This is a genomic window from Nocardioides salsibiostraticola (assembly GCF_054783655.1).
Genome location: NZ_BAAGQD010000017.1, coordinates 183,344 through 196,339, shown reverse-complemented (window position 1 = coordinate 196,339; position 12,996 = coordinate 183,344). Strand labels below are relative to the sequence as shown.

The window sequence follows — 12,996 nt, the reverse complement described above, 5'->3', positions numbered from 1 at the left end:
TGTCGGAACGGCTCTCGTCGTTGTCGGTGTCGATGCGGTCGAGGTGATCACTCATGTCGGTCTCCTCACCGGGACTTGGGGTCGAAGGCGTCGCGCAGGGCGTCGCCCAGCATGATGAAGCCCAACACCGCCAGGCTCAGGAACAGGGACGGGAAGAGCAGGGTGTGCGGCGCGGTGCGCATCGAGATAGTGGCCGCGTCGATGGACTTGCCCCACGAGACGATCGGGTCGGCCAGGCCGATGCCCAGGAACGACAGGGCCGCCTCAGCGGAGATGAACACCCCCAGGTTGATCGTGGAGACCACGATCACCGGACCCAACGCGTTGGGCATGATGTGGGAGAACGTGATGCGCAGCGGGCCGGCGCCCAGCGCGCGAGCCGCTTGCACGTAGTCCTGGGGCTTGACCTGCAGCACCGAGGAACGCATCAGCCGGTAGATGCTGGGCCAGCTGAGCACCACGATGACCAGGGACACCATGGCGAGTTGCACGAACAGACCGTCGGTGGTCCCGAACTTCTGCTCGATGGCCAGGCGCAGGTTGATCAGGATGATGATGGCGCCCAGGATCAGGGGCAGTCCGAAGAACACGTCCGCGACCCGGCCTACCACCGCGTCGACGGTCCCACCGACGTAGCCGGCGATGAGTCCGGCGGCAGCACCGACGATTGCTGTACCCACGGCGCAGAACAACCCGATCAGCAGCGATGCGCGGGCACCGTAGATGCACCGGGCGTAGATGTCGTAGCCCTGCACGTCGCGGCCGAACCAGTTGTCTCCGTCGGGGGTCTTGCGGGAGTTCGACAGATCGGTCGCGCGCGGGTCGATGCTGGTGAACAACTGCGGGACGATCGCCATCACCACGAAGGTGGTGATGACCACCGCGGAGATCCAGAAGATCGGGTTGCGGCGCAGGTCCCGCCAGGCGTCCCCACGCAAGGACCTCGGGGCGGAGGCTTCATCCTCGGGGAGGGGCTCGAAGACGACGTCGACGCTTGAGTTCTCAGTCATGCGAAATCCTTGGGTCCAGGAGGCCGTACATGAGGTCCACGATGAGGTTGGCGAGCAGATACACCAGGATCAGGGCGGTCACCGCCCCCACCACCACGACGCCGTCCCGGTCGTTGATGGCCCGGAACACGTAGTTGCCGACCCCGGGGACGTTGAAGATGCCCTCGGTGATCACCGCACCGCCGAGCAGTGCGCCGAAGTCGTAGCCGAGGAAGGTGACGACGGGGATCATCGAGTTCCGCAGTGTGTGGATGCCCACGATGCGCCATCGGGGCAGGCCCTTGGCCATCGCGGTCCGCACGTAGTCGGATCGGACGTTGTCACCCAGGCTGGTGCGCATGAGCCGCGCCAAGTAGGCCAGGGAGGTGGAGCCGAGCACAAAGCCTGGGAGTAGCAACTCGAACCAGGTCGCCTCGAAGCTGACCGTGACCGGGAAGATCCCGGTCTTCACCCCTAGATACTGCTGGAGCACGCTACCGGTGACGAAGATGGGGATCGAGATCACGATCAGGGTGCTGACCAGGACCAGGGTGTCGAGGAAACCACCCTTGCGTAGGCCGGAGAGGACTCCGGCGGCCACACCTATGATCGCCTCGAAGAGGAGGGCGATGATGCCGAGTTTGGCGGTGACGACGAATCGGTCCGCCAACTCCTCGCGCACCGGCACGTCGAACTGGCTGCTCCCGAAGTCGAGCTCGGTCGCGATGCCAGAAACGTACTTGCCGTACTGGACCACGAGGGGATCGTTGAGGTTGTACTTCTCGCGGAACTCCGCCTTGTAGGACTCCGAGCACGGTCGTTCACCGCACTTGCCTGCCGTCGGGTCCCCCGGAAGCGCGAAGACCATGGCGTAGATCAGGAATGTCGACCCGATCACCACCGGGATCATCTGCAGCAACCGTCGAACGGTGTACTTACCCACCATGCCTCCGCATCATCGATGACCGTCCTCGAATCGTGGATCCGAGGGGACTTGCCGAATTACCCGAAACTGCTTTAGACCTGCCGGTGGGCCGACCATCACTGTGATGACCGGCCCACCGGGTTGGTGCTGGATGTTACTTGACGGTCATGTCCGCGTAGACAGGCACGCCGAAGGCGTTCAGCTGGACGTTGTCCACCTTGTCGGACCAGCCGACGTTACCCACGGAGTACCACAGCGGGATGATCCGCATGTCGGCGGCGAGACGCAGCTCGGCCTCCTGGTAGAGACCGTTGGCCTCGTCCAGGTCCTCAGCGGCAGCGGCTTCGGTGGTGAGCCTCTGGAAGTCGGCGTCATCGAAGTCGTAGTAGTTCGAGGATGCGTTCTTCGAGTACAGGGGCACCAGGAAGTTCTCGATGGACGGGTAGTCCATCTGCCATCCCTGACGGAACATCCCATCGATCTTGCGCTCACCGAGGTCAGTCAGGAAGGTCGCGAAGTCGACGGTCTGCGTCGAGTTGCACTCCACGTCGAGAGCCTGACGGATCGAGTTGCAGGCTGCCTCGGACCAGGGTCCGTGGTCGCCGTCACCGTTGACCGTGAGAGTCAGTCCGCCCTGGATGCCGCCGGCGCTGTCCCACAGTTCCTTGGCCTTGGCCGGGTCGTAGACACACGCCTCTCCGCACTGGTCGGCCTTGTAGCCGTCCACCACGGGCGAGACCCAACCGGTCGCCGGCTCGCGGGTACCCGCGAAGACAGCGTCGATGATGGTGTCGCGGTCGATGGCCATCGAGATGGCCTTGCGCAGGTCAGGGTTGTCCAGGCGCTCGTCCACGGTCGGGTTGATACCGATCGTCTGGATGACACCGACCTCGCGAGAGGTTCCGTTGCCACCGAGCTCGTCGACCCAGGCCTCGTCGGGCAGGACGTCGGCCGGGATCTCGTCGATGATGTCGATGTTGCCGGCGACGGTGTCGCGGTAGGCAGCAGTCGGGTCGGTGTAGATGCGGAAGGTGATCTTGTCGACCTGGCCGCCGTATTCACCGGAGTACTCGGGGTTCTTGGAGAGCTCGATCGACTCGTTCGGCGTGAAGCTGTCGACCTTGTAGGGGCCGGCGGTGATGGGCAGCTTGCCGTAGGCCTCGGGGTCAGCGAAGAAGGACTCGGGCAGCGGCGCGAAGGCGGTGTAGCCCAGGCGGACCGACAGGTTCGAGACCTTCTCGGTGGTGGTGATGGTGAAGGTCTTGTCGTCGACGACCTTCAGACCCGTCATCTCCTCGGCGGCCGGGGGGGCCACCTCGCACGGGTCGTCGTTCTCGCCGGCCTTGCCCTCGGGGTCGCACTGCAGGTCGCCGTAGCCCTCGAAGGGCTCGAAGAAGTAGCTGCCCTGCTGGGCGTTGGGGCCGTAGGCGGTGTAGTTCCACGCGTCCACGAAGCTGGCGGCGGTCACCGGAGTGCCGTCGGAGAAGTTGTAGTCCTTCAGGGTGACGGTGAAGGTCTGGTTGTCGTCGGTCTCGATCGACTCGGCGATGTCCAACTCAGGTGATGCGTCTTCGGTCTTGTAGTGGATCAACTTCGAGGTGGCCACGTCCAGGACGTTTCCGCCACAGGTCTCCGAGGTGTTTCCGGGGACGAGGGGGTTCTCGGGGTTGCAACCACGAACGGTGATCTCACCTCCGCCGTCGGATGAGGCGTTGCCATCTGAATCGCTGCTGTCGCTTCCACATGCGGCGAGTACTAGACCCAACGCACTGACGGCAGCAACGGTTCGCACGGAGCGTGGAACACGTCGCATGAAATCGTTCTCCTTTTGATCGTTACCGAGATCTGCGCCCGGTCCGGGCGCGCTTCGACTTTAAGGGACGTCAAGCGTCGAGGCGAGCACCCCGCAGTAACGATCTGGTGTCGACCGCGTGCGGGACAACAACGCTAAATCATTCGGCGATCGACGACTCCGCCGGTTCTTTCTTCTTCACCGCGGCATCTACACCGGCTTCCTTGCGTTGACTCGCGGTGATCGGAGCCGGGGCCGAGGTCAGCGGGTCGAATCCACCGCCGCTCTTGGGAAAGGCGATCACTTCGCGGATCGAGTCGGTGCCCGCGAGCATCGCGCAGATGCGGTCCATGCCCACCGCGATGCCGCCGTGCGGTGGCGCGCCGAACTTGAAGGCCTCGAGGAGGAAGCCGAACTTCTCCTCCGCCTGCTCCTCGCTGAGACCCATGACGGAGAAGACCCGCTTCTGCACGTCCTCGCGGTGGATCCTGATCGAGCCGCCGCCGAGTTCGTTGCCGTTGCAGACGATGTCGTAGGCATAGGCGAGCGCCGACCCGGGGTCGGTGTCGAAGGTGTCAGCGAATTCGGGCTTGGGGCCGGTGAAGGCGTGGTGCACCGCCGTCCAGGCTCCGGTGCCCACAGCCACGTCCCCGCTCGCGACCGCATCGGAGGCTGGCTCGAACATCGGGGCGTCGACCACCCAGGTGAAGGCGAAGGCGGACTCGTCGATCAGGCCACAGCGGTGACCGATCTCGAGGCGGGCGGCACCCAACAGGGCGCGGCTCGACTTGGGAGCTCCGGCGCCGAAGAAGATGCAGTCACCGGGTTCGGCACCCACGTGTGCAGCCAGCCCGGCTCGCTCCTCGTCGGTGAGGTTCTTGGCCACCGGTCCTCCCAGCTCGCCATCGTCGCCGACCAGCACGTAGGCCAGGCCCTTGGCGCCACGCTGCTTGGCCCAGTCCTGCCAGGCGTCGAGCTTCTTGCGGGGTTGGCTCGCGCCGCCCGGCATGACCACGGCGCCGACGTACTCGGCCTGGAAGACCCGGAAGGTGGTGTCGGCGAAGTAGTCGGTGCACTCGACCAACTCGTTGCCCATCCGCAGATCCGGCTTGTCCGAGCCGAACCTGGCCATCGCCTCGGCGTAGGTCATCCGCGGGATGGGGCGCGGGATGTCGACGTCGATCAACTTCCACATCGCGGCGAGCACGTCCTCCATCAACGCGATGACGTCCTCCTGCTCGACGAAGCTCATCTCGATGTCGAGTTGGGTGAACTCCGGCTGCCGGTCAGCGCGGAAGTCCTCGTCGCGATAACAGCGCGCGATCTGGTAGTACCGCTCCATCCCGGCGACCATCAGCAACTGCTTGAACAGTTGGGGGCTCTGCGGCAGTGCGTACCAACTTCCGGGCTGGAGTCGGGCGGGGACCAGGAAGTCGCGGGCGCCCTCAGGCGTGGACCGGGTAAGGGTGGGGGTCTCGATCTCGACGAAGTCGTGGGTGTCGAGCACGCTGCGGGCGGCCTGGTTGATCTTGCTGCGCAACCGGAGCGCGGCGTTGGGTCCTGACCGGCGCAGGTCGAGGTAACGGTGCCGCAGTCGGGCCTCCTCCCCTACCTCGCCGCTGGAACTGTGGGCATCGTCGATCGGGAACGGGAGCGTCGCGGCAGCACTGAGGACCTCGAGGTCCTCAGCGATGACCTCGATGGCGCCGGAGGGCAGGTTGGGGTTCGCGTTGCCCTCGGGACGCAGGCTCACCTCGCCGGTGACCTTGATGCAGTACTCGCTGCGCAGGGCATGGGCGACCGCCTCGTCCCGGACGACCACCTGGACGACCCCACTGGCCTCCCGAAGATCCAGGAACGCCACTCCCCCGTGATCGCGACGCTTGGCGACCCATCCGGCAAGGGTGACGGTCTGGCCGACGTGCTCGGCGCGCAGTGCGCCGGCGTCCTGGGTGCGAATCACTTAGTGCTCCTTGGTGATGACCTGCGGGTGCAGGTCATGGGTGGGTGGGGTCCAGGAGACCGGATCGGCTACGACCTGGTCCCCCGAGCGGATGTCCTTGATCTGGTGGGTGCCGTCGTCCTGGAGGAACCAGACGAAGGGGATGCCCCGGCGTTCAGCGTGGCGGATCTGCTTGCCGAACTTCGCCGCCGCCGGAGCCACCTCACAGGCGATCGCGCGACCCCGAAGGGACGCCGCGACTTGGTCTGCTGCGTCTCGGGACGCCTCGTCGGTGACGGCGACCAGCACCGCGCTCGGCACCGACCGGTTGGCGATGAGGTCACCTCGGTTGAGCATGGGGACCAGGGCACGACTCAGCCCGAAGGAGATCCCGACGCCGGGATAGGTGGTGCGTCCGTCGCTGGCCAGCGCGTCGTACCGGCCGCCGGAGCAGATGGAACCAAGCGCCTCGCTGCCGTGAAGACGTGTCTCGAACACGGTCCCGGTGTAGTAGTCCAGACCCCGGGCGATCTTCAGGTCAGCCGAGATCCGTACCCGGTCCGAGACCAGGCTGGCGCATCCCTCCACGAGTCTGGCCAGTTCGTCCAGGCCCTCGTCGAGTAGCGGGTCCTGAACGCCGAGCGCGCGAACCTGGTCGACGAAGCCGAGGTCCTCGGTGGCGATCTGGGCCAACTGCAGGCACAGGTCCGCCTGCTCGGGGCTCAGTCCTGCCTCGCTCATCAGCAGGTCGCGCACCGCGTCGGCGGGCATCTTGTCGAGTTTGTCGATCAGCCGCATCACCGCTGGCACGTCGGTGGCGCCCAGACCGGTGTAGAAGCCCTGGATCAACTTGCGGTTGTTGACCTGCAGGGTGAAGCCGGGCAGGAAGTCGAGCCGACTGAGCGCGTCGAGCATGACCCGCGCGACCTCGATGTCGTGGTGGAACGCGAGGTCCTCGCGGCCGACCACGTCGATGTCGGCCTGGGTGAACTCGCGGTAGCGCCCGTCCTGGGGTCGCTCACCGCGCCAGGCCTTCTGGATCTGGTAGCGGCGGAACGGGAAGTCGAGTTTGCCGGCGTTCTCCAGCACGTAGCGGGCGAAGGGAACCGTCAGGTCGAAGTGCAGTCCCAGTCCGGCATCGGTCCCGGCCTCGGCCTCCTGGAGTCGACGTAACACGTAGACCTCCTTGGAGGTCTCGCCCTTGCGGAGCAACTGGTCCATCGGCTCCACGGCACGGGTCTCGATCCCGGAGAAGCCGTGCAGCTCGAAGGTGTGCCGCAGGGTGTCGATGACCTGTTGCTCCACGACGCGCTGGGCAGGCAGTAGTTCGGGGAACCCGCTGAGGGGGGCGATCTTGTTAGCCACCGATGCTCACAGGCCCCGGGTGATGGGGTCGGTCGCCGGGCCGTTGTCGATGAGTTCCAGCAGGTAGGGGTTGGTCGCACGTTCGAGACCGATGGAGGTCTGCTCCCCGTGACCGGGAAGCACCACGACGTCGTCGGCCAGCGGCAGGACCTTGGAGGCCAGGCTGCGCAGCATCGTCGGGTGGTCCCCGCCGGGGAGATCGGTGCGTCCGATCGAACCCTTGAACAGCAGGTCGCCGGCGAACATGACCTCGGAGACGTCCTGCCCGGCGTACGGCGTCCGGAAGGTCACCGAGCCCTGGGTGTGGCCCGGGGTGTGGTCGACGACGAACTGCAGGCCGGCCAACTCCAGGGTCTGGTTGTCGCTCAACTCCTGGACGTCGTCCGGCTCAGCCCACTCGTAGTCCCCGCCGAGCAACATCTGGCTCGTCTCGCGGGACATCCCCGCCATCGGGTCGGTGAGCAGGTGCCGGTCGGCCGGGTGGATCCAGGCGGTTGCGTCGTAGGTCCCGGCCACCGGGGCGACACACCACATGTGGTCGATGTGACCGTGGGTGACCAGCACGGCCACCGGCTTGAGCCGATGCTCCCGGACGAGGTCGGCAACCCCTGCCGCGGCGTCCTTTCCGGGGTCGACCACGACACACTCGGTGCCCGGTCCGGTTGCGGCGACGAAGCAGTTAGTGCCCCATGGTCCTGCGGGAAAGCCAGCTATCAACACCCGGGCAGACTATCCAGAGCCACGCCGAGAAGTCGCATGGGTATCTACCTGCGCGGAGCCGTCTCCTAGGATGTCGCCCAGCGTGCCCATCTGTTGTGGGCCAACGTTCCACCACATGCGATCGAGCGAAGGAACACCTGTGACGAACAGCGATTGGGGCCGAGTCGTTGACGACGGCACCGTCTACGTGAAGACCTCGGACGGCGAGCGGTCGGTTGGCCAGTACGCCGAGGGCTCACCCGAGGAGGCGTTGCGGTTCTTCACCCAGCGATTCGAGTCGCTCGAGACCGAGGTGGGCCTGCTGGAACAGCGGGTCCGTTCGGGGGTGTTGAACCCCGAGGAGGCCGCCGAATCGGTCAAGCAGGTCCGCGAGACCGTGGTGGACGCCAACGCGGTCGGCGACCTGGCCAGCCTCGCCGGTCGACTGGACTCCCTGGGTCCGGTCATCGCCCAGCAGCGCGCCGCCCGCAAGGTCGAGAAGGCCGAGCAGGCCGCCGCAACGAAGGCGCAGAAGGAGAAGGTCGTCGAGCAGGCTGAGGAGATCGCGGCCGGCAACGATTGGCGACACGGCTCGGCGCGCATTCAGAAGCTGCTGACCGAGTGGAAAGAGCTCCCGCGCATCGACCGCTCCTCGGACGACGCCCTGTGGAAGCGTTTCTCGGCCGCCCGGTCGGCCTACACCAAGCAGCGCAAGGTGTGGTTCGCCGAGCAGGACGAGAAGCGCGAGGGTGCCCGTCAGGTCAAGCAGCGCCTGGTCAAGGAGGCCGAGTCGCTGTCCAACTCGACCGAGTGGGGTCCCACCTCGGGCAAGTACCGCGACCTGATGCGGGACTGGAAGGCCGCCGGTCCGGCCCCGAAGGACGTCGAGGACGAGCTGTGGGGCCGCTTCCGCGGCGCTCAGGACATCTTCTTCGGCGCTCGGGACGCCGCGAACTCCGCGATGGACGCAGAGTTCGTCGAGAACGCCAAGGTGAAGGACGAACTGATCGTCGTCGCTGAAGCACTCCTCCCGGTCAAGGACGTCAACGCCGCCAAGAAGGCCTTCCGCGACCTCGCCGACAAGTGGGACGCCGCCGGCAAGGTCCCCCGTGACCGGATGAAGGAACTCGAAGGTCGGATGCGCAAGGTCGAGCAGGCCATCCGCTCGATCGAGGACGACCAGTGGAAGAAGACCGACCCCGAGAAGTCCGCCCGCGCCGACGACATGGTGGGCAAGCTCGAAGCGGCCATCGCGGACGTCGAGCGCAAGCTCGAAGCGGCCCGCGCCAGCGGCAACGACAAGCAGGTCAAGGACCTCGAGGAGAACCTCGCCTCCCGCCAGGCCTTCCTGGCCATGGCCCAGCAGACCAGCCAGGAGTTCTCCGGCTGATCACTCTTCGCGCCGGTTGAGGGCCGCGCCACGCGGTCCTCAACCAGCGAGGAGTCAGGCGAAGCTGCCGTCGCGGTTGCGGTAGCCGACGCCCTTGACGATGTAGACGATGTTGGTGCCCGCCTTGACGTGCACGGTCACCACGGTGCCCGTCATACCGGTGAACTCGGCCCGATAGCTCTCGACCGCTCCGTCGCCGTCGAGGTCCGCCAGCGCCGTACGGTCCAGCTGACCGCCCGAGCCGAGGTCCAGGGCGCCGCCGGAGAGGCACCAACCGGCCGGGCACCCGGTCCACGCGCCGGAAACGGCGCGCAGTTCCAACGTCTCCTTCGGGGGTTCGGTCGGTTCGGGTGGTTCGGTCGGGGTCTCGTTCTTCGTGCCGCCGCCGGATCCGCTCGAGCCACCGGTGGTGCCGCCACCGGTCTTGCCGCCCTTGCTTCCGCCGCTGGAGGTAGTCCCGGAGTTCGAGCTTCCGGCCGCCTCAGTGCTACCACTGGATGTCTCACCCTTGGAACCGTCCGACTTGCCACCGGACCGGTCACCGGCCTTGTCACCGGGCTCGGGCTTGGTCCTCGCCTCCACGACCTCCTCGGGCGCTTCGGGTTCGGGCACGGGCGGGGAGGGCAGAGTGAAGTCACCGGTCTGATATCCCCGCGCGAACGCCAGGACCAGATCGACGTAGTAGTCGGAGCGGTTGTAGGAGAACACTGCGGTCCGCTTCGCCGCCTCCGAGTCGATCGAACCGGAGGCCGGGCACAGGTAGCCCGCCGCCGCCAGGGCCGCGTCGTCTATGTCGTTGGGGTCCGAGACGCCGTCCCCGTCACCGTCGCGCCCGGAGACGGCCCACGTGGTGGGGATGAACTGCATCGGGCCCACGGCACGGTCCCAGACCTTGTCGCCGTCGAGCTTGCCGTTGTCACTGTCACGGATGGCTGCCACGGGACCGACGCCGTTGAGGGCCACACCTCGGATCCGGGGGCGCGGATAGCCGTCCACTCCGAGCACCGAACCGCCGTAGCGGCCGTGGTCGGACTCCACTCGCCCGATACCGGCCAGGAGCGTCCAGGGCAGGTTGCACCCGGGACGGGACTTCTCGATCGAACGAGCCGCGCGTTGGTAGGCCGCCTTGGCGATGTCGGGCAGACCGTGGTCGCCCTCGGCACTGATGCCGACCAGGCTCCGGCCGTTGGGGGCGATCTGGTTGGTGGTCTCGAGGGTCGCGAAGTTGCCGCCGGCGATATAGAACAGGGTGGGCGGCGGACTGGATGCTGCGGTCACACCGAAGGCCGATGACGTGGCGGATCGGACCGTTGAATCGTCGGATCCGGAGGCGCCGGCCCAGGTGGCGCCGCTGGTGAGGACTACCGCGGCAGTCAGGAGTGCGATCTTGGATCGACCGCTGGACCGCATCACTCTTCGTACTCCCCCACAACGTCTGTCTCCACACCGAGACCCCACCCGAAGAGTAGGTCACCTGGGGTTGGCGGCGGGCGATAACGCCGGATTGTCACCCCCCGGGGTGAGGCATCCGACCTTTGCTACTGGGTGATGCGGTAGGCGTCGAAGACCCCTGGAACCTTCTTCACGGCCCGCAACACGTTGTCGAGGTGTTTGGCCTCGGCCATCTCGAAGGTGAACCTGGTCTTGGCGACCCGGTCCCGGGAGGTGGAGAGATTGGCGCTGAGGATGTTCACGTGTTCATCGGAGAGCACCATGGTGATGTCCGAGAGCAGGCGCGATCGGTCGATCGCCTCGACCTGGATGTTGACCAGGAAGGTGGATGACCCCGTCGGTGCCCATTCGACGCCCAGCACCTTCTCGGGCTGAGTCCGCAGGCTGTCGGCGTTGGTGCAGTCGGTTCGGTGGACCGATACTCCCCCGCCCTTGGTGACAAAACCCATGATGTCGTCTGGCGGCACCGGGGTGCAGCACTTGGCGAGTTTGGCCCACGTGTCCGGGGATCCGGTGACCATGACCCCGGAGTCGCCTCCACTGGCCGCTCGGTTGCGACGTCGGCCGGTGATCTGCACGGCCTCGGCGAGATCCTCCTCCGCTGCGTCGTTCCCGCCGTGGATCTTCACGACCTGCCGGGTCACCGACTGGGCGCTGAGGTTGCCCTCGCCGATGGCCGCGTAGAGCGCGGTGACGTCGCTGAGGTGGAAGTGCTCGGCCGCTTGACCCAAGGAGTCGTGCGTCAGGAGCTGCTTGAAGGGCAGCGTCTCCTTGCGCATCGCCTTGACCAGTTGCTCCTTGCCTCGGTCGACGGCCTCCTCGCGGCGCTCCTTGCTGAACCAGTGCCGGATCTTCGACCGGGCCCGCGGGGACTTCACGAAGGTGAGCCAGTCGCGCGAAGGACCAGCGTCCTCCGAGCGGGAGGTGAAGACCTCGACGACGTCCCCGTTCTCCAAGGTCGACTCGAGAGGCACGAGGCGACCGTTGACGCGGGCCCCGATGGTGGCGTGGCCAACTTCGGTGTGGACGGCGTAGGCGAAGTCGACCGGAGTGGATCCAGCGGTCAAGGGGATGACATCCCCGCGGGGGGTGAAGACGTAGGTCTCGGCGCGGTTGATCTCGAAGCGCAGGGACTCCAGGAACTCACTCGGGTCGTCGACCTCGCTCTGCCAGTCGAGGAGTTGACGCACCCACCCCATGTCGGCCGGCACGTCGTCCTTGCGCTCGACCGTCGTGGTCCGTCCGGTCTTGCCGGTCTCGCCGCCGACCCGCGCGACCTCCTTGTACTTCCAGTGCGCCGCGACGCCGTACTCCGCCCGACGGTGCTGGGCGAAGGTGCGGATCTGCATCTCCACGGTCTTGCCCTCGGGGCCGATGACCGTGGTGTGCAGCGATTGGTACATGTTGAACTTCGGCATCGCCAGGTAGTCCTTGAACCGCCCCAGCACCGGGTTCCACCGCGAGTGCAGCACCCCGAGGACCGAGTAGCAGTCCCGGTCCTCCTCGACCAGGATGCGGATCCCGACCAGGTCGTAGATGGCGGTGAAGTCACGCTTCCCGACAATCATCTTCTGGTAGATCGAGTAGTAGTGCTTGGGTCGACCGGTGACGGTCGCCTTGATCTTCGCCTCCCGCAGATCATCCTCGACCCGACTGATCACCTCGGCGAGGAACTGCTCACGTGAGGGCGCGCGCTCGGCGACCATGCGCACGATCTCGTCGTAGATCTTGGGGTGCAGGGTGGCGAAGGCGAGATCCTCGAGCTCCCACTTGATGGTGTTCATGCCCAGTCGATGGGCCAACGGCGCATAGATGTCGAGGGTTTCTCGCGCGGTGCGTTCCTGGCTCCGCTGGGGTACGTAGCGCAGCGTGCGCATGTTGTGCAGCCGGTCGGCGAGCTTGATGACCAGGACGCGGATGTCGCGAGACATCGCGACGATCATCTTGCGGATGGTCTCCGCCTGGGCGGAGTCGCCGTACTGGACCTTGTCGAGCTTGGTGACCCCGTCGACCATCTGCGCGACCTCGTCGCCGAAGTCGGCGCGGCACTGGTCCAGCGTGTAGGAGGTGTCCTCGACGGTGTCGTGCAGCAGAGCCGCCACCAGCGTCGGCTCGGTCATGCCGATGCCGGCCAGGATCGTGGTCACGGCCAGCGGGTGGGTGATGTAGGGGTCACCACTCTTGCGCATCTGGGTGCCGTGCATCTTCTCGGCCAACCGGTAGGCGCGCTCGAGGAGCGCCAGGTCGGCCTTGGGGTGGTTGGCCCGCACCGCACGGAACAACGGTTCGAGCACCGGACTCCCGGGCTCCCCCTTCGTCCCCATCCGGGCCAGGCGGGCCCGCATGCTGCGCGCGCCGGGTCCGATGGCACCCGAGGCCGATCCGGGACGCGCGTCGACGCCGTCGGGGACGATCGTCCGCTCGCGTGAGGGCGGTGCGCCC

At 66.5% G+C, this 12,996-nt stretch carries 9 protein-coding genes; 1 reads left to right on the top strand and 8 read right to left on the bottom strand.

Annotated elements, in window-relative coordinates; translation table 11 throughout:
* Positions 1-65 precede the first annotated feature (65 nt).
* The 6 genes from ACYVLV_RS11560 to ACYVLV_RS11535 all read right to left on the bottom strand — a co-directional run bounded on the left by ACYVLV_RS11560 (position 66) and on the right by ACYVLV_RS11535 (position 7,733).
* Positions 66-1,010, bottom strand: coding sequence for an ABC transporter permease (locus ACYVLV_RS11560; protein ID WP_460810079.1), 945 nt, complete (start codon positions 1,008-1,010; stop codon positions 66-68).
* On the bottom strand, positions 1,003-1,932 hold the full coding sequence (locus ACYVLV_RS11555; protein ID WP_460810245.1) for an ABC transporter permease: 930 nt from the start codon (positions 1,930-1,932) through the stop codon (positions 1,003-1,005). The genes ACYVLV_RS11560 and ACYVLV_RS11555 overlap by 8 nt, the downstream gene beginning before the upstream one ends.
* Before the next feature lie 136 nt (positions 1,933-2,068).
* Entirely contained in the window at positions 2,069-3,727 is a 1,659-nt protein-coding gene (locus tag ACYVLV_RS11550; RefSeq protein ID WP_460810078.1) for a peptide ABC transporter substrate-binding protein, read from the bottom strand.
* A 139-nt stretch (positions 3,728-3,866) separates the two neighbouring features.
* Positions 3,867-5,669, bottom strand: coding sequence for an aspartate--tRNA ligase (gene aspS, locus ACYVLV_RS11545; RefSeq protein ID WP_460810076.1), 1,803 nt, complete (start codon positions 5,667-5,669; stop codon positions 3,867-3,869).
* Complete coding sequence (gene hisS / locus ACYVLV_RS11540) at positions 5,670-7,013, bottom strand: histidine--tRNA ligase (RefSeq protein WP_460810075.1); 1,344 nt, start codon at positions 7,011-7,013, stop codon at positions 5,670-5,672. It abuts the gene before it with no gap.
* A gap of 6 nt (positions 7,014-7,019) precedes the next feature.
* The gene (locus ACYVLV_RS11535; protein ID WP_460810073.1) at positions 7,020-7,733 is read right to left on the bottom strand and encodes an MBL fold metallo-hydrolase; all 714 of its coding nucleotides are present in this window, start codon (positions 7,731-7,733) and stop codon (positions 7,020-7,022) included.
* A gap of 139 nt (positions 7,734-7,872) precedes the next feature.
* On the opposite strand from ACYVLV_RS11535, the gene ACYVLV_RS11530 reads away from it, so the two are divergent.
* Positions 7,873-9,102 carry a DUF349 domain-containing protein gene (locus ACYVLV_RS11530; RefSeq protein ID WP_460810071.1) on the top strand — a complete coding sequence of 410 codons (1,230 nt, stop codon included), beginning with the start codon at positions 7,873-7,875 and terminating at the stop codon, positions 9,100-9,102.
* Positions 9,103-9,156: 54 nt separating this feature from the next.
* On the opposite strand, the gene ACYVLV_RS11525 is transcribed toward ACYVLV_RS11530, so the two are convergent.
* Together ACYVLV_RS11525 and ACYVLV_RS11520 are read right to left on the bottom strand one after the other, a co-directional pair.
* On the bottom strand, positions 9,157-10,512 hold the full coding sequence (locus tag ACYVLV_RS11525; protein WP_460810070.1) for a lysozyme family protein: 1,356 nt from the start codon (positions 10,510-10,512) through the stop codon (positions 9,157-9,159).
* Positions 10,513-10,640: 128 nt separating this feature from the next.
* Positions 10,641-12,968 carry a RelA/SpoT family protein gene (locus tag ACYVLV_RS11520; RefSeq protein WP_460810243.1) on the bottom strand — a complete coding sequence of 776 codons (2,328 nt, stop codon included), beginning with the start codon at positions 12,966-12,968 and terminating at the stop codon, positions 10,641-10,643.
* Positions 12,969-12,996: the final 28 nt, after the last annotated feature.